The organism is Tenacibaculum ovolyticum DSM 18103 (assembly GCF_000430545.1).
GTDB classification, from domain to species: Bacteria; Bacteroidota; Bacteroidia; order Flavobacteriales; family Flavobacteriaceae; genus Polaribacter; species Polaribacter ovolyticus.
The window spans coordinates 12,038-29,412 of record NZ_AUMF01000010.1; the positions used below are offsets into that span (position 1 = coordinate 12,038).

Below are 17,375 nucleotides of genomic sequence, written 5' to 3' on the forward strand. Positions count from 1 at the left end.
GTGTTAAGATTTGTTCTGCGAAAATAACCATTTTATAATAAGTACTCAAATAATAGAGAAAGGTTATATTTACATTTTTAAACAAAAAATATGAGCAATTTCATAAACAAGTTATATAAGAATAATGCAATTATTTATAAGGTATTATTATTTTTAATTGCTGTTGTGGCAATAGTATATTTGTTTCCTAAAGGTGGGCAATTTAAGTATGATTTTCCTCAGGGAAAACCTTGGCAGTACGATAATTTGTATGCTCCATTTGACTTTGCAATTCAAAAAACGGATGATGAAATAGCTAAAGAAACTAGAGAAATTAGAAGCAATGTTAAAAAGTACTTTGTTTATGATAAAAAAATTGAAAGTCAAGTTTTAGCATCTTATAACGATAAAATAATTCCAACAGATTCTTTAACCGAAAAAGAAATAAATACTTTAAAGAAAATAGGAAAACGTACCATAAAAAAAATATATAAATATGGTTTTTTAGATGATACAAGTGTAAATAAAGCAAAGAAAGGAGAACTTGTAATTTTAAGAAAAGGTAATTCTATAGAAGACATTTCTTTTTCTAAACTAATTCAATCTAAAGATGTATTAAAGTTTCTTTCAAATAATTTAAAAGGTATTGGTGTATATAAAAAAGGGCTGCTTTTAGATCATTTATCAGAGGTTCTTAGAGCTAATGTAATCTTTGATGTTAAATACAGCGATAAGGAGTTAAAAGAAGCTTTAAAAAGCATCTCTTACGCTAAAGGAAAAGTTTCTAAGGGAGAGTTAATAATTTTAAAAGGAGATATTGTAGAAGGGAAAAATTTTAATGTTTTAAAGTCGTACGAAACTGCTTCAGGTTCTCAAAAATGGACAAAAGTAAACTCTTATTGGATTATATTCGGATATACCATTTTAGTAGCTTTAGCCTTATTAATGCAGCTACTTTTTCTTCATAAATATCGATTAGATATTTTTAATAACAACAATAAAGTTACTTTTATTTTCTTTAATATTTTTTTAATGATTTTTGTGCAAACACTGGTGGTAAAATACAATGCAGAATATTTGTATGTGGTACCGTTAAGTATTTTGCCAATTGTATTAAAAGCTTTTTTCGATGCAAGATTAGGGTTGTTTACCCATGTATTAACAGTATTGTTATTAGGGTTTATAGTACCTAATAGTTTTGAGTTTATATACTTGCATATTATTGCAGGTATCGTAACTATATTAACTGTTTCAGAGCTATATAAAAGAGCTAGTTTGTTCGTTGCAATAGGTCAAATTACTTTAATTTATATGATTACCTATTTTGCTTTTTCTATTTTAAAAGAAGGGGGGGCAGATACTATAAATTGGAAGTATTTCGGTTTGTTTGCCGCAAATGGATTAATGTCTTTCCTTGCCGTATTCTTCATTTATTTTTATGAAAAATTATTTGGGTTGGTTTCAGATGTAACTTTATTAGAACTATCAAATACCAATTCAAAATTATTAAGAGAATTAAATGAAAAAGCACCAGGAACCTTTCAACACTCAATGCAAGTCGCAAATTTAGCAGAAGCGGCAGCAAATGAAATAGGAGCAAACTCAATGTTGGTAAGAACAGGCGCCTTGTATCATGATATTGGTAAGATGGCAAAACCAATGTATTTTACAGAAAACCAATCAACAGGAGTAAACCCACACAATGTTTTACAGCCTAAAGATAGTGCCAAGATAATTTTAGATCATGTTATTAATGGTATTGAAATAGCGAAGAAAAACAAGTTGCCAGATAGAATTATCGATTTTATAAGAACACATCATGGTACAAGTGTAACGTATTATTTTTATAAGCAAGAATTAGAGAATAACCCCGATAAGGAAGTTGATATTAAAAAGTTTCAATACCAAGGCCCAATTCCGTTTTCAAAAGAAACAGCAATTTTAATGATGTGTGATTCGGCAGAAGCAGCATCAAAAAGTTTAAAAAATCCAACAGCGCAATCAATCGACAACTTAATTGATAAAATTATTGACAAGCAAAAAAACGATAATCAGTTCACAAATTCTGATATTACGTTTAGAGAAATAGAAAAAATAAAAAAAATTATTAAGAATAAGTTAATGAATATCTACCACTTACGTGTTGAGTATCCAGATTAGGATAAAATTTCTTTAAAAAAACTTGTGAAAACAGATATCTCTTCGTAGATTTGCACTCGCAATTTTGAAGTCCTAATTACAAGGATTTAATTATTTCAACGGAGAGATGGCAGAGTGGTAATGCAGCAGATTGCTAATCTGTAACCGGGTAACTGGTTCCAGGGTTCGAGTCCCTGTCTCTCCGCAACAAGATTGCACTCGGGGTGTAGCGTAGCCCGGTCATCGCGCCTCGTTTGGGACGAGGAGGTCGCAGGTTCGAATCCTGCCACCCCGACACTGTTTTCGTAGAAACATAAAAACTACGGGCTCTTAGCTCAGCTGGATAGAGCACCTCCCTTCTAAGGAGGCGGTCGGAGGTTCGAATCCTCCAGGGCTCACTTAAAGCTTCACAGAAATGTGAGGCTTTTTTGTTGTTATAAACTTTGGTATTTATTACGATGATGAATACCTAAGGTATTTAATAAAACACTACTCGAAAGAGCTCTAGTAACAGCGGCACGCAATACAATGTACCCGTAATTTAAAAAAATATTAGGGTAGCAACCATAACGCTCGCGTTTAAAATTAAAACCAAACAAATGTTTCCAGTAATAAGCAGCGGCAACAGCTTCTCTATTGTCACTATCGCCATTTAAAACAGTAGTAGCATAATGTTTTAACGGATTTTTATTTTTAGAAATACGCGCTAATGCAAATGCTTGATTTGTAATTTTAGCCTTTACAACCTGTTGCCAAAGTTGTTTTTTTAAAGGCTCGGAAGCGTTAATCTGATTTTTAAAATGCTCGTGCTGTATATGATGACTTTCAAGATTTAAAAGCATACTCTGGGGCATGTATTTACCATCGCAAAAAATAACACTAACGTTATTAGCGCTTAGTTTTGATAATGCAGGAATAGAAAGGTATGTTTCTTGATTTTCGATAACAATAAAACCAATATCCTCAATAGGAACCGAAGTGTTTTTAGTGCTTGTTTTTATTACTAATTGCTCATTTTTAGTTGTTAAGGAGCATTTGTTGCCAAAGAAAAGCGTTCTTTTTATCATTTTTTTATTAAAACTAACTATTTTAATCATCAAAAAATCACGGATAACCTTAAAAGCATGTTTTTAAAGTAAAGTTCATTGTAAGGTGCGAAGTGGTCTAACTAAAGTATTTGGATGTTGTATTCATTTGTAATGATTATTTAAAAAAGTGTATGAATTTATGCTTGTTTGGTTTCCGAAAGTAAAAAACAACATTGTAAGTGTTGTGTTTTTAGTGTGTTAATGTTTTTTTTTGTCTTTGAAGATGTCATAAATTAAATTTTATTATTATTCGAATTTTATTTAATAATTAGACAATTTCATTTGAATTGTGTAGGTTTGAATCTTAAAAAAAAAGCTATAAAATTATGATTTGTTTTTATTGTCCTAAGATTAAAAATTTACTGTTACTTCTTCTATTTTCTTTGTTTTCATTAACTATAAATGCTCAAAAAAATGCCAAAATATGGGAGGCTTTATTTGATAATAATAGAAAAGAGGCTCTTAGATTGGTTAATAATCTAAATATCGATGAAGATATTGAGAATTTAATTTTAAAGAAGGTTGTTCAAATGGAAAATGGATTAATGAAGAGTGATCCTAATTTTCTGTCAAGAGTAGTTAAATATGAGAATTATGAAAACTATTTATTTTCAAATTGGTTTTTAACTTATTTCTTTAATGATTATATAAATGAAGGTTTTAGTTTAATGACCTATAAGATGCCGCTGTTATTAAATGCTTCTGATATAAAAAATTCAACAGTTAAAAATGGACTGTATTATTTACAAGCAGTAACTAATAGACATCAAAGAAATTGGAAAGAATACACTAACCTAATGAATAAAGTAAATGCAATTAGAGATTGGGAATTTTGTGGTGTATTTGAAAATTTAAATTCTAGTGGTATTGATATGCCTTATCTACCTGAAGAAAAGGTGTTAAAAAATTATGTTTTTGATGCTCAAAGTAAAGGAGATGCTCAGTGGTACAAGTCAACCAATAAAGCTGAAGTGTATAATTTTTTTAGCAATCATTTAGAGTTTGGTTCAGGGGTTCATTATGCTCAAACATTTATTAATTCAAAAATTAATCAAAGGGTTCGGTTAAGAATAGGTAAAAACGGGTTAATGCGTACTTGGCTTAATGATGTGTTGATACTTGAAAGTGATGAAAGTCATATGACAGAATTAGATGCTTATACGCTTGAAGTAAACCTACATAAAGGAGTTAATAGAGTTTTAATAAAATTAGCAACAGGTGGAAGTGTTCCTTATTTTATACTGCGCTTAGAAAACTTAGAAGGAAAGCCTCTTAATAATTACCAGGTTTCGTTCGGTAATAAGAAATATATAAAGAGAGGCGTAAAAGATGTAAACGCTAAACTAATACCTCATAGTATAGAAACTTTTTTTATAAATAAGTTACAAGACTCAAATAGTGACCATAACTTAACTAAATTTTGTCTTTTCCTTACTTATTATAGGAATGGACGTGTTAATGAAGCAATTTCTGTTTTAGATGATTGGGTAAAACAAAACCCTAAAAGCTCATTTTTAAAATCTTGCTTAATATATTGTTACAAGGCAAAAGGAGATCAGTCTTCTTTAAAAAAACTACAGAATAATTTAAAAAGAGAGGATAATGATTATTATTTATCATCAATACTTGAATTTGAGAATTTTAAAGAGTTGATGAAATTAGATATTGAAACTTATAATTCTAAATTTGAAAAAATAAGAAAAGCAACAGATTATTCTTATATAAAAACGGTTTCAGATTTGATGATTCTTCTACGTCAACAAAAAAGAGTTGAAGTACGTAAAAAGTTAGACGAATTACTGAAAGATAAGATGTTGCCATCAAAAACTAAACCTACATTTTTTGAATTATATGCCACTTTTTTTAATGATGATAATGAAACAATTAATAAATTAGAAAAATATAACCAAACGGAGTTTAATTCTGAGGCAGTTAAATATTTGGCTTATTATTATAAAAAACAGAATAGAATTGAAGATGTTGTTAACTTATATTTAGATGTGTTAAAAAAGTTTAATGATGATAATAATTTTCATCTCAACTTAATTCAATTACTACACGATACAGGGCAGTTTAAACGATCTTTGCCTTATATAGAAAACGCACTTAAAAATTACCCGAATTCGTATTTGTTTACGAAGTTAAAAGGAGATGCCTATGTTCAGGTTAATAGAAAAACAGAAGCAATAGCTCTTTATGAAAAAGCATTAAATAGAAGCCCTTCAGATAAGAAGCTAAGAAATAAGATTAATGATTTAAATAAAAATAAAAATTTATTAGCAGATTTTGATCTTAAGGCTCCTTATGAATATATAAATAAGAATAGAAATGTCATTAAGAAAAATAATTATGGATTAAATACACTTTTAAATCAAACAAATATTTTAAACTTTAAAAGAGGAGGAGGAGAGTATAGAACAACTTTTATTTATGAAATTACTTCTCAGAATGGAATTGGTATTTTTAAGGAGTATGATTTGGGGTTATCTGGTGATTATTTAATTAGTAAATCTGAAATTATTAAGTCAAATGGAGAAACTATTCCTGCAGATCGTAATGGTTCAAAGCTTGTTTTTGAAGATCTAGTAATAGGAGATGTTATTTATATTTCTTATCAAGCTTTTTACTCAAAATCAGGAAGGTTTTATAAAGATTATATTTTTAATCATAGTTTTAATGACTATCATCCATCAGTTAATAATATTTATAGGTTTTTAACATTGGATAAGAAAGTTAATAATATTGTTAAAAATGGAAAAGTTAACTATACGAAATCTAAAAAAGGAGATTATTATGTTCATGAGTGGTCGTTAAAGAACTCTTCTGGTATTTTGGTTACAGAAGATTATATGCCAAACTTTAATGATATTGTAACGAGATTACACGTAAGTTCTATTAATTCTTGGAATGATATTGCTGTTTGGTATTCAGATGTAGTAAGAAAACAATTAAAAGTAGATAAAACAGTAAAAGAGAGTTTCAAAGAAATATTTCCGAAGGGGTACAAGCAATTGTCAGAAAAAGAAAGAGCAAAACTTATATATTATTATATTACTGATAATTTTAATTATAGTTATGTTAGTTTTAGACAGGGAGGTTATGTTCCTCAAAAGCCATCTAAAACTATTAAAACTAAATTAGGAGATTGTAAAGACTTTTCATCGCTATTTTTAGTACTATCTAAATTAGCTGATTTAGATACTAGGCTCGTTTTAATTCTTACCGCTGATTATGCTAAAAATGAAATGATTCTTCCAAGTACTGATTTTAATCACTGTATTGTAAAAGTTAAATTAGATGGAAAAGATCAATTTCTTGAACTTACAGATAAAAATTTACCTTTTAGGTCGATTCCTATGTCTTTAAGAGGCGCAACAGCGTTAGAGATTCCTTATGATACCTCTAGTGAATTAACTTCTAAATTATTTAAACTTGTAGATGTAGCTAGACAAAAATCGAAATTTGTTAGTAACACAGAACTAAATTTAAATAGTAAAAATTCTGAAATAAAATTAACAACCATAGTATCAGGACATTTGGCGTCTTATTATATAGATCTCTTTAAAAATAAAAAGGGGAAAATACTAACAGATGAAGTTCAGGAAGAAATATCTAATAGATGTAGTGAAACAATAAAGCTTTTGAATTTGGAAGAAGTCGATTTAGAAAAGGATAAAGGACAAATAAAATATGTTACCAATTTGTCAGCTGATATTAAAACGAACAAGATAGGTGATTTATTTACGTTTAATATCCCTTATTTTTTAAATCCATATAATGAGTCAATAGTTCAATTAAGTGAAAGAAATTACCCTATAGACTATAGAAAATATGAAAATACAGATGTTTATAATGAGAGTATCACTATTAATTTAAAAAATAATGAAGAATTTGTTGATGTGCCTAAAGATCTTGAGAGTAGATTCAAAAATCATGAATTTTCAATTAATTATAAATTAGTTGGCCCTAATAAATTACAGGTTGGTATTAAGGCAAATGTTAGTTCTAAGTTAATTGAAGTTAAAGAATATGTAGAGTTTAAAGCACATGTAACTAAAGTATTAGATTCGAGAAGTCATCTTGTGTCGTATAAGGTTATAAGTAATGTAGATTAGTGAAAAAATATTTACTAAAACAACATATATAGCACCTAGGTAATTATTTAATTACCTAGGTGCTATTTCTTTATAGTTGGTAATATTATAAGAAGTGGATTTTGAAAATTAAATTATGAGCAACGACATCTACATTTTTATATTTTTTTTAACCCTTTTAAATGTTCTTTTTATATATAAGTTGGTAAGTGGAATTTCAAGTATTTACAATTATAAAAAAGGAAAAAGTTTAAAAGCTGAGGTAATGAGTTTTTCGTGGGTAAAAGCACCACCAGCAAGGTTAAGTTATTTGTTTCCTAAAGAGCAATTAGAAGTTACTTTCAGGTTTGTTTTAGGTGATGATATGTATGAGAAAACGGAGTTAGATATTCATTTTAAATTTAATAAAATGTATTTTAGATCTTTACCTAAAATAGGAGGTAAGATAGATGTTTATGTTCCAAGAAATAATAATCCTAATAAAGTAACGATAAACAAAGTAGATGACACCATTTTACCTTTAATGGGGTTGTTGGTATTGATAATTCTTGGTGGGGGGATTTTATCTTTAATATTACTAAACCTTTTTAATTGATTTATTAAACAGTCAATAAATTTACGAGGTAACTTGAAGTGTAAAAAATGAATCAACTTTCTTAAAGAAAAGAAGTAGTAATTAATAAAAGCTAAACGTTATTTTGTGTTTTATTTTTTAGGATAGCTATCAAATTCATTAGGTTCGGCAGCAACAGGCTGATCGGAATTTAAACCACCTTGTAAATAAAATACCTTTTTCTGAAGCTCGATGTTGTCAGCCGATAACGCTCTATTTTCTTCAAGTAATTCAATATACTTTTCTTTGTAGTCAACTATTTTTTTAACATTGGTGTCAGAACTCACATTGTTATTTAAAATTTCTCCTTTACCTGTTAAAAGCCAATGAGTGTTAATATCACTATTAGTTTCTATTATGGCCTTTAAAACATCAAAACTAGGTTTCGATTTTCTACCAGCAACAATATTTGAGATAACCTGTGGAACAAAACCAATGCTATTTGCAAATTTTCTCTTGTTGCCATTGAATCTAGTATTAATAATATACTGTATGCGTTCAGCTATGTTAACAAAGTTTAAGTCCATTCTTTTTACAATCAATTGTTTATATTTTGTTCCTAAATAAGGAACAAACATGTCAATGAACAAAGCTACGAATAAATAAAACAAATACAATGTATTAGTGTGTAGTGCGGTTAGTAAATAGATGTTGGAATAAAGCAATGTGTAATCGAACCAACAAAAGATTACTTTGTAAGCATAAGATTACGGTAGTTAACCAACATTTTTTAGCAACGGCCATTGCGGAAGGTATGACACTATAATCTTTTAAATATCGAGGTAGGTATCTAATATCAGATTACTTCGTGCCTCTTAATGACGGTAGTTAACGAGCACTTTTAGCAAACGTAATTGCGAGAAAGTACGACACGGCAATCTTTTAAATGATGAGGTAGGTATTTAATGTCAGATTACTTTGTGTTTCGTAATGACGAGAACTAAATGAAAGTAACGAAACGCTATTTAGTTTTCTTTTTTTTAGGATAAGTAATGGCAGTATCTGGTTTGGCAATATCAGTATCATCAGAATTTAAACTTTCTAATTGTAAATAAAAAGCCTTTTTTTGAAGTGCTATGTTGTCGGCCGACAACTTTCTGTTTTCTTCTAACAACTCAATACACTTTTCTTTATAATCAACTGTGTTTTTAGTGCTAGAAATAGTAGATTTTAATATTTCTCCCTTACCTGTTAACAGCCAATATGCATTAATGTCATCATTTGTGGATAGTATGGCGTTTAAAACACCAAAACTAGGTTTTGTCTTTCTTCCAGAAACTATATTTGCTATAACCTGGGCTGAAAACCCAATGCTCTTAGCAAACCTTGCACGAGTTCCATTGTGTTGAGTATTAATGATATATTGTATTCTGTCTGAGATGTTAATAAAATTTATCATCTTTTGTTTGTTTTATCATCTTTTGTTTGTATACTTGTTGTGCGATAAAGAATAAGAAAAATTATGAACAAATCTACGAATAAAAGAAATAAGTACAACACGTTAGTTGTGATGCGGTTAGCGAAGAAGTGGGGTGTTACAACACGTTTTGTAACCATGAGTTTACGAGCAGACAGAGAAAGCGAAACGGCAGAGAAATTAAAAAAAGAATACAAAAGCTTAGTAAAACAAGTAAAAGCAGTATTAGAGTAAGAAAAATTAGCTTAATAAAATATTTTGTCTCCTAAAATAAAAATCATGAAGACATAAAATACGCAGATAATTGTATTAAAAACGATATTCTTTTTAATAGCGTAATAAGTAGTAAAAAAGTAACATTAAAACTTATACGCAAACTACATCAGTTATATATTTAAAAATAAAAATTGCAATTGCTAGGTAACATAACCATTAAAAATATAAGCATGCTTGGGCTAAAGTAGTATTGCCAATATACAATCAATTGTGTTTGTTAGATTTAAAATGTTTGATGGAGGTTTAACTTAAAGAAGTTGTATTGTCTTAATAGAAAAGAATATTTAATTATCGTCATTGCGAGTCACGATGTAATCTATTATAGATTCATTCTTGGTATCGGGATGAAGGGCTATCGAGTAGTAGCACCGCAATGGCGTTTTAAATAAATAATTAATATAGTTTTTTAAATGTAGTCATTGCGAGGTAAAAAGCGATCTTTTACGGTACCGTTTTAGAATTATAAGATTGTTACCCCATGTCTCCTCGTAATGGCATTTAAAAAATAGCGGCACATACAATTAAGTTACATTGTATTTGTGTTAAAAAAAAGGCTTTAATTTTTAATTATCGTCATTGCGTGTTGCTTAGTAACTAGTTATAGTTTTATTATTGGGGGTGCTGAGGGAGTATCAAACGGTAATGAGTTATAGGTTCGTTATTGGTATCGGGGAGGGTATCAAATTGTAATACCGCAATGATGTTTAAAAAAAATAGAATTATAATAAAATTAATTTGTTTTTATGTTAAAAAAAGATTTTAACTTTTAATTATGGTCATTGCGTGTTACTTAGTAACCAGTTATAGGTTTGTTATTGGGGTGCTGAGGGGTATCAAACGGTAATGAATTATAGCTTTGTTATTGGTATCGGGGAGGGTATCAGATTGTAATACTGTAATGATGTTTAAAAAAATAGAATTATAATAAAACTAATTTGTTTTTGTGTTAAAAAAGAAGCTTTAATTATCGTCATTGCGTGTTGCTTGGTAACTAGTTGTGGCTTATTATTGAGATACTGGGGGGTATCAAAGGTAATGAGTTATAGGTTTGTTATTGGTATCGGGGAGGATATCAAATTGTAATACCGCAATGACGTTTTAAATAATTGTTTGCTATATAGATGACTAAAGTAGTTGTTAATTTTTTTAAATGTAGTCATTGCGAGGTAAAAAGCAATCTTTTTCGGTACCGTTTTAGAGTTGTGAGATTGCTACCCCATGTCTCCTCGTAATGACATTTAAAAAAGATAGCAATGCAGTAAAGGCTTGCTTTGTTTTATATAAAAAAGAAGTTTTTTTTTCGTCATTACGTGTTATAAACTAATTTTTGGTTTGAGGAGCTTAACAGTTTGTGGTACCGTAATGACGTTTTAAATAATCAATAGTAAAATTAGCATGTTTTTTTATTTAAAACTAAAATGAGTAATAAAGATTTAGGAATCTCTTTTTTTAATGTAGTATTTATTATTAAATAATAAACCTTAATGATGTCTTCAAAAATTTTATTTTTTTAGTTAATTTTTATAGATTTCCCTTTTCATTATAAAATTGAATAACTTAGCTAAAAAAGGATTTAATGATTTTAACAGTTTCAATAGTCTTATTTAATAATGAAATTAGTGATATTAAGAAATTACTTTCTGATTTTTTTTCATCAACTATTGATTTATATGTTTTTATTATAGATAATTCGCATGAAAATAATTGCAACTCTTTTAAAGAATATAAAAACCTAGAATATATTTATAATAATGAAAATTTAGGGTATGGAAAAGCACATAATATAGCTATAAGAAAAGGAATTGAACTAAAATCTAAATATCATGCAGTTGTTAATCCTGACATAAGATTAGGTAAGAACCTGGTAGGTCAGCTAACTCTTTTTATGGATAGAAATAAGGAAATTGGTTTAAGTGCTCCTAAAGTATTATACCCATCAGGTAAATTACAATTTTTGTGTAAGTTAATACCCACTCCAAAAGATTTAATTATTAGACGTTTTTTGCGAGTTGAAAAGATTGTTAAAAAGAGAGATGAAAAGTATGAGTTAAGAAATTTCGATTACAATAGTAATATAGAAATACCATATGTATCGGGTTGTTTTATGTTTTTTAGAACAAGTATATTAAAAAAAGTTAATGGATTCGATGAACGTTTTTTTCTTTATTTTGAGGACTTAGATTTAACAAGGAGAGTAAATGAGCTATGTAGAACAGTTTTTTTTTCCGAAGCATTTGTTTATCACGTTTATAATAAAGAATCATATAAAAAAAACAAAGTTTTTTTATATCATTTAGTATCGTCAATTAAATATTTTAATAAATGGGGGTGGGTTTTTGATAAAAAAAGAAAGCAAATAAATAAAAGAACACTTCTTCAAATAGATATTAAAAAATGAATATTTTAAAAAGCATATTATATTTTTCTATTTTTAACTACCCTTTAACGCTTGAGGAGGTTTTTCGTTTCTCAGATTCTAAAGAAAAAGAGGAGGTAGTTAAAAAAATATTAAGTTTAGAGCAACGAGGGGTTATCTATAATAACAATGGGTACTATTCTATACTTAATGATAAAAACATTTTAGATAGAAGGCTAGAAGGAAATAAAAATGCTGAAAATATAATGCCTAAAGCTTGGAAGATAGCTAAGTTTATATCCAATTTTCCATACATAGATAGTGTTTGTATTTCTGGATCATTATCAAAAGGTTATTTTGATGAGAAGAGTGATATTGATTTTTTTATTATTACCAGAAAAAATAGAATTTGGATTGCCAGAACTTTACTGATACTGTATAAGAAAATATTCTTGCTAAATTCTAAAAAATATTTTTGTGTAAATTACTTTATGAGCAGCGGTTATTTAAGTGTAGATGAAAAAAATAGATTTACTGCTACAGAAGTCGCTACGCTAATTCCTTTATACGGAGAAATTACATTTAAACAATTTCTTAAAGAAAATAAATGGGTGTATGGTTTTTTTCCAAATTTAATTAGAAAAGAAAAAAATATTAAAACAATCTCTAAAAGTGCTTTTACTAAAATGGTTGAAGAACTATTGAATTATAAGGTAGGAGATTATATAGAAAAGGTTTTTATGAAAATAACTATAAAAAAATGGAGAGATAAATTTAATCATTTATCTAAAGAAGATTTTGAAATAGCTTTTAAGTCTTCAGAGAATGTTTCAAAACACCATCCAAGTAATTTTCAAAAAAAGGTACTATCTTTATTAAATGAAAAATACGAAGAGATCGAAAAAAAACATAATATAAAACTTGCGCAAGAACATGCTTAACATTGCTTTTTCACATTCTTATTTTTATCCGTTTGACGAAAAACAGTGGAATAATAAAACTCCTTTTCCACCGCTTGGAACTATGTATGCTGCATCTTTTTTAAGAGAGAAAGGGTATGCTGTTAGTTTATTTGATACATGTTTGCTTAAAAATATTGACCCTTTACATTCGTTTTTAGAAATTAATAAACCTGATGTTTTTGTAATTTATGATGATGGTTTTAATTACCTCACTAAGATGTGCTTAACCAATATGAGAGAAGCAGCATTTGAAATGATTTTAAAAGCAAAAGGGAATAATTGTAAAATAGTAGTTTGTAGTTCTGACGCTACTGATCATTATGAAAAATATTTGGATGCTGGAGCAGATTTTATAATTCAAGGGGAAGGAGAGGTAACGTTAAAAGAATTAGTAGATAAGTTTCAGAATAAAGGAGATGCCACAGTAATTGATGGAGTTGTTTATGTTAATGATAAAGGGATAATTATTAAAAATCCAAAAAGACCTGTTTATAAAGAACTTGATAGTTTTCCAATGCCTGCTTGGGATTTAATAAATATTAATGATTACAAAAAGATTTGGGAAGAAGGAGGGAAAGAGTTTAGTTTAAATATGGTTACTACTAGAGGATGTCCGTTTAAATGTAATTGGTGTGCTAAACCAATTTATGGAAATAGATACAATTCACATTCTCCAGAATATATTGTTGCACATATTAGTTATTTACAGAAAACTTTTGGAGTTAAAAAGTTTTGGATGTGCGATGATATTTTTGGTTTAAAATCACAATGGGTGCAAGAGTTTAATACTTTATTGAAGAAAGAAAACTTAAATATTAGTTATTATATACAAAGTAGAGCAGATTTATTATTAAAAGAAGAAAATATAGAAGCATTAGCCGAAAGTGGATTATCTGAAGTTTGGATTGGTGCTGAAAGTGGGTCTCAAAAAATTCTTGACGCTATGGATAAAGGAACTACCATAGTTCAAATAGAAAAAGCTACTCATTTACTAAAAGAAAAAAATATAAAAGTTGCTTTTTTTATTCAGTTTGGATATTTAAACGAAACTAAAGAAGATATCGATTTAACAATTAAAATGATACAAAAATTGTTGCCTGACAATATAGGCGTTTCGGTATCTTATCCATTACCTGAAACAGTATTTTACGAAAAAGTAAAAGATGATTTAAAGCTAAAAGCTAATTGGACAGACTCTGATGATTTAGCAATGATGTTTCAAGGATCATTTAATTCTAAATTTTATAAAAAACTGCAGCGATATGTTCACAAAGTTTTTAGGAAAACTCAAGGAGTTTTTAATTTAAAAAAAATGATTAGAAACCCTTTTAGTTTAAAAATGTATGAGTGGCGCTTAGTTTTTTTATTACCATATTATATAACTACCTCAATAATAAATAAATTGCAATTAAATAAATTAGAGAATATTAATGACTAGTTTTTTTGATATTGCAGCAAAAACATACGATGATACCTTTACGAACACTAAAATAGGTAGGGAACAGCGTAAAAAAGTTTATAAAAATATTGAACATATATTTTCATCAGAAAAAAAAGTAAATGTTTTAGAATTAAATTGTGGGACAGGTGTAGATGCAATTGCTCTTGCAAAAAAAGGACATAATATAATAGCTACAGATATTTCAGAAGAAATGATTAAAGTAGCAAATAAAAAGAATAGCTATAATAATTTAAATTTTGAAGTTTTAGATTGTAAAAAACTTTCAAAAGATTCTTTTAAAAAAGAATTTGATGTTATTTTTTCAAATTTTGGAGGATTGAATTGCCTCTCTCATGAAGAGTTAAGAGAGTTCTTGAAAATGGCTTCAGAATTATTAGTATCTAAAGGAAAACTAGTAATGGTATTGATGCCTAAAAATTGTATTTGGGAACAACTTTATTTTTTTATTAAAGGGAGTTTTAAAAAAGCTCAAAGAAGAAAAGTAAATGAAGCTTTATTGGTGAATGTTAATGGTGTACAAGTACCAACCTGGTATTTTAACCCAAAAGAAATAATTGAAATGTCTAAGGTAATTTATACGGTAATTAATTATTCTCCTGTAGGAATCGTAATTCCACCTTCTTATTTAGAAAAGTCGTTTTTAACTAAAAAGCCTATTTGGAATATTTTAAAAATAATCGAAAAAAGATTGTCAAATCGTTTTTTAGCGAAATATGCAGATCATTTTATAATTGAATTAATAAAAAAATGAATGTAGTTTTAACCCATGCATATTATTTATATGAAGATGATAAGGAGCAAAAAATTATGCGTCCTTATGCTCCTTTAGGATTATTGTATATATCGAGTTATCTCAATAAAAATAAAATTGAAAATGATGTATATGATAGTACTTTTTATTCATTTGAAGAACAGTTAGAATTTATTGAAGAGAAAAAACCTAAGGCGATAGCTATTTATACTAATTTAATGACAAAAATTAATGTCATTAAGTTGATGAAAAAACTTAAAACAAATGTTAAGCTAAGAGGTGTTAAAATTATACTTGGAGGGCCAGATGTAACCTATAATTGTGAGAATTACCTAAAGGCAGGCGCTGATTTTTTGGTTATAGGAGAAGGAGAGCAAACAACTTTAGATTTATGTTCAGCAATTTTTAATAATGAAAGTTATAACACGATTCAAGGAATCGCTTTTTTACTTGATGAAAAAGTTATTAAAACAGCCCCGAGAGTAAAAATAAAAGATTTAACTGATTTACCATTGCCTAATAGAGAAGCAATACCCGTTTATAAGTATTTAGAAACTTGGAAAAAACACCATGGACAAAGCTCTATGACTGTAAGTACACAGCGTGGTTGCCCATATACATGTAAATGGTGTAGTACTGCCGTTTATGGACAAAGTTATCGTAGAAGGTCTGCAAACTTAGTTGCTCAAGAATTAAAATTATTAAAAAATAAGTATCAGCCGGATTCTATTTGGTTTGTTGACGATGTTTTTACAGTAAGCCATAAATGGATTAAAAGTTTTCATGAAGAAGTTATAAAACAAGATGCTATTATTCCTTTTGAATGTATTACACGTGCAGAGAGATTAACCGATGAGGTTTTACAACTTTTAAAAGAAGCAGGGTGTTCTAGAATTTGGATTGGAGCAGAAAGTGGTTCGCAAAAAATTGTTGACGCTATGGATAGACGTGTAGATATTAATGTAGTAAAATCTGCAATTCAAAAAACAAACGCCTTAGGGGTAGAAACAGGTACTTTTATTATGGTTGGGTATCCTGGAGAGGATGAAAAAGATATCTACGAAACGGTTAGATATTTAAAAGCTGCAAATCCAACACATTTTACAATTACTGTTGCTTATCCTATAAAAGGAACTTCATTATATAATGAAATAGAGCAAAATATTACGATGCAGCCTGATTGGAAAACCACAACCGATAGAGATATCGATTTTAAAAGAACATATTCTCGAAAGTATTACGATTATGCAGTTAAGTATATTGTAAATGAAGTAAATTCTAATAAGGAGGTTTTAAAAGGAGAGAGGAAGAATTTTCTTTATTTGATGAAAATAAAAACGAAATCAATTTTGGCATATTTGGCAATGAAATATTATAAGAATATATGATTTTAAATCTTCTTTATACACGAAATGGAGTAGGTTACTTAACCGAAGAAAAAGAAAAATTCGAATTAGATTATATTAGAGCTCGTGAGAAAGAAAATAGAATTTTGATAGATAATGAAGTTTCTATATTACCTAAAACATTTATAGAAAACCCCAATAAAAAAGAGTGGGAGTTACGAGAAAAATCAACTAAAAGAATTTTAAAATATTTAGAGAGTAAAAATGGAGGTTTATCTATTTTAGATATAGGTTGTGGAAACGGTTGGTTTACTAATAAATTAGCAAGTATTTCTAAAGAAAATAAAATTATAGGTTTAGATGTAAATACAGAGGAGTTAGAGCAAGCTGTACGTTTGTTTGGAAAAGAAAAAACTTGTTATTGCTATGGAGATATATTTAAATTAGATAATTTTGAAGAACAATTTGATATCATTATTTTGAATGCTTCTGTTCAGTATTTTTCAGATTTTAATGAGTTATTCTTGCTTTTGAAGTCCTTTTTAAAGTTAGAAGGAGAGATACATATTATAGATAGTCCTTTTTATAAGAAAGAAGAACTTTTTAAAGCGAAAGATAGAACAGATAAATATTACGAAAATTTAGGTTTTCCTCAAATGACATTAAATTACTTTCATCATGAAATTACAAAGGTAAAAGATTTTGAAATTTTATATATGCAAAATAGAAGTATCTTTCATAAAATCTTAAAAAGAAATGACTCTCCGTTTCCATGGTTACGTTTTGTGAAAAAATAAGTAATCTCAAAGAGAAAATTAGAGTATTTTTATTTCGTAGATTTTATTTAGAGTCATTGAACTAATAGAAAAAGACTCAAAAGAGTTTTTTTAGT

At 28.2% G+C, this 17,375-nt stretch carries 13 protein-coding genes and 3 tRNA genes; 13 read left to right on the top strand and 3 right to left on the bottom strand.

The features are described 5' to 3' along the window. The first annotated feature begins 90 nt into the window (after positions 1 to 90). From H518_RS0102385 to H518_RS0102400, 4 genes are all read left to right on the top strand, one after another. Entirely contained in the window at positions 91 to 2,139 is a 2,049-nt protein-coding gene (locus tag H518_RS0102385; protein WP_028887594.1) for an HD family phosphohydrolase, read from the top strand. Positions 2,140 to 2,239: 100 nt separating this feature from the next. Next, positions 2,240 to 2,323: transfer RNA gene (locus tag H518_RS0102390), tRNA-Ser, on the top strand. Positions 2,324 to 2,338: 15 nt separating this feature from the next. Next, positions 2,339 to 2,413, top strand: a tRNA-Pro gene (locus tag H518_RS0102395). A gap of 29 nt (positions 2,414 to 2,442) precedes the next feature. Then, positions 2,443 to 2,516, top strand: a tRNA-Arg gene (locus H518_RS0102400). A 36-nt stretch (positions 2,517 to 2,552) separates the two neighbouring features. Here H518_RS0102400 and cas1 read toward each other — a convergent pair. Beyond that, entirely contained in the window at positions 2,553 to 3,185 is a 633-nt protein-coding gene (gene cas1 / locus H518_RS19080) for a type II CRISPR-associated endonuclease Cas1 (protein ID WP_081411149.1), read from the bottom strand. A gap of 347 nt (positions 3,186 to 3,532) precedes the next feature. On the opposite strand from cas1, the gene H518_RS0102410 reads away from it, so the two are divergent. Together H518_RS0102410 and H518_RS0102415 are read left to right on the top strand one after the other, a co-directional pair. Next, the gene (locus H518_RS0102410) at positions 3,533 to 7,321 is read left to right on the top strand and encodes a transglutaminase domain-containing protein (protein ID WP_081411141.1); all 3,789 of its coding nucleotides are present in this window, start codon (positions 3,533 to 3,535) and stop codon (positions 7,319 to 7,321) included. 115 nt (positions 7,322 to 7,436) lie between these two features. Next, the gene (locus H518_RS0102415) at positions 7,437 to 7,895 is read left to right on the top strand and encodes a hypothetical protein (protein WP_155995111.1); all 459 of its coding nucleotides are present in this window, start codon (positions 7,437 to 7,439) and stop codon (positions 7,893 to 7,895) included. 110 nt (positions 7,896 to 8,005) lie between these two features. Here H518_RS0102415 and H518_RS20335 read toward each other — a convergent pair whose 3' ends face one another. Both H518_RS20335 and H518_RS20340 read right to left on the bottom strand, forming a co-directional pair. Further along, positions 8,006 to 8,440 (bottom strand): hypothetical protein, encoded by a 435-nt coding sequence (locus H518_RS20335; RefSeq protein ID WP_155995113.1) that lies wholly within the window; start codon positions 8,438 to 8,440, stop codon positions 8,006 to 8,008. Positions 8,441 to 8,874: 434 nt separating this feature from the next. After that, positions 8,875 to 9,312, bottom strand: a complete 438-nt coding sequence (locus H518_RS20340) for a hypothetical protein (protein WP_051263640.1) — start codon at positions 9,310 to 9,312, stop codon at positions 8,875 to 8,877. A gap of 63 nt (positions 9,313 to 9,375) precedes the next feature. Here H518_RS20340 and H518_RS0102430 point away from each other — a divergent pair, with 63 nt between their 5' ends. From H518_RS0102430 to H518_RS0102460, 7 genes are all read left to right on the top strand, one after another. Continuing rightward, a complete protein-coding gene (locus H518_RS0102430; RefSeq protein WP_028887597.1) occupies positions 9,376 to 9,564 on the top strand; it encodes a hypothetical protein in 189 nt (62 codons plus the stop codon). Between the two features lie 1,618 nt (positions 9,565 to 11,182). Next, positions 11,183 to 12,004, top strand: coding sequence for a glycosyltransferase family protein (locus H518_RS0102435; RefSeq protein ID WP_028887598.1), 822 nt, complete (start codon positions 11,183 to 11,185; stop codon positions 12,002 to 12,004). Beyond that, complete coding sequence (locus H518_RS0102440; protein ID WP_028887599.1) at positions 12,001 to 12,903, top strand: nucleotidyltransferase domain-containing protein; 903 nt, start codon at positions 12,001 to 12,003, stop codon at positions 12,901 to 12,903. Before H518_RS0102435 ends, H518_RS0102440 begins: the two co-directional genes overlap by 4 nt. Continuing rightward, entirely contained in the window at positions 12,896 to 14,362 is a 1,467-nt protein-coding gene (locus H518_RS0102445) for a B12-binding domain-containing radical SAM protein (RefSeq protein ID WP_028887600.1), read from the top strand. The genes H518_RS0102440 and H518_RS0102445 overlap by 8 nt, the downstream gene beginning before the upstream one ends. Continuing rightward, positions 14,355 to 15,137, top strand: a complete 783-nt coding sequence (locus H518_RS0102450; protein ID WP_028887601.1) for a class I SAM-dependent methyltransferase — start codon at positions 14,355 to 14,357, stop codon at positions 15,135 to 15,137. Before H518_RS0102445 ends, H518_RS0102450 begins: the two co-directional genes overlap by 8 nt. Continuing rightward, complete coding sequence (locus H518_RS0102455) at positions 15,134 to 16,525, top strand: B12-binding domain-containing radical SAM protein (protein WP_028887602.1); 1,392 nt, start codon at positions 15,134 to 15,136, stop codon at positions 16,523 to 16,525. Before H518_RS0102450 ends, H518_RS0102455 begins: the two co-directional genes overlap by 4 nt. Next, positions 16,522 to 17,280 (top strand): methyltransferase domain-containing protein, encoded by a 759-nt coding sequence (locus H518_RS0102460; RefSeq protein WP_028887603.1) that lies wholly within the window; start codon positions 16,522 to 16,524, stop codon positions 17,278 to 17,280. The genes H518_RS0102455 and H518_RS0102460 overlap by 4 nt, the downstream gene beginning before the upstream one ends. The last annotated feature ends 95 nt before the right edge of the window (positions 17,281 to 17,375 follow it).

Excerpts from the sequence above, each read along its gene's own strand:
- H518_RS0102385 (WP_028887594.1), top strand. The coding sequence starts at position 91 with ATGAGCAATTTCATAAACAAGTTATATAAGAATAATGCAATTATTTAT.
- cas1 (WP_081411149.1), bottom strand. The coding sequence starts at position 3,185 with ATGATAAAAAGAACGCTTTTCTTTGGCAACAAATGCTCCTTAACAACT.
- H518_RS0102410 (WP_081411141.1), top strand. The coding sequence starts at position 3,533 with ATGATTTGTTTTTATTGTCCTAAGATTAAAAATTTACTGTTACTTCTT.
- H518_RS0102415 (WP_155995111.1), top strand. The coding sequence starts at position 7,437 with ATGAGCAACGACATCTACATTTTTATATTTTTTTTAACCCTTTTAAAT.
- H518_RS20335 (WP_155995113.1), bottom strand. The coding sequence starts at position 8,440 with ATGGACTTAAACTTTGTTAACATAGCTGAACGCATACAGTATATTATT.
- H518_RS20340 (WP_051263640.1), bottom strand. The coding sequence starts at position 9,312 with ATGATAAATTTTATTAACATCTCAGACAGAATACAATATATCATTAAT.
- H518_RS0102430 (WP_028887597.1), top strand. The coding sequence starts at position 9,376 with ATGAACAAATCTACGAATAAAAGAAATAAGTACAACACGTTAGTTGTG.
- H518_RS0102435 (WP_028887598.1), top strand. The coding sequence starts at position 11,183 with ATGATTTTAACAGTTTCAATAGTCTTATTTAATAATGAAATTAGTGAT.
- H518_RS0102440 (WP_028887599.1), top strand. The coding sequence starts at position 12,001 with ATGAATATTTTAAAAAGCATATTATATTTTTCTATTTTTAACTACCCT.
- H518_RS0102445 (WP_028887600.1), top strand. The coding sequence starts at position 12,896 with ATGCTTAACATTGCTTTTTCACATTCTTATTTTTATCCGTTTGACGAA.
- H518_RS0102450 (WP_028887601.1), top strand. The coding sequence starts at position 14,355 with ATGACTAGTTTTTTTGATATTGCAGCAAAAACATACGATGATACCTTT.
- H518_RS0102455 (WP_028887602.1), top strand. The coding sequence starts at position 15,134 with ATGAATGTAGTTTTAACCCATGCATATTATTTATATGAAGATGATAAG.
- H518_RS0102460 (WP_028887603.1), top strand. The coding sequence starts at position 16,522 with ATGATTTTAAATCTTCTTTATACACGAAATGGAGTAGGTTACTTAACC.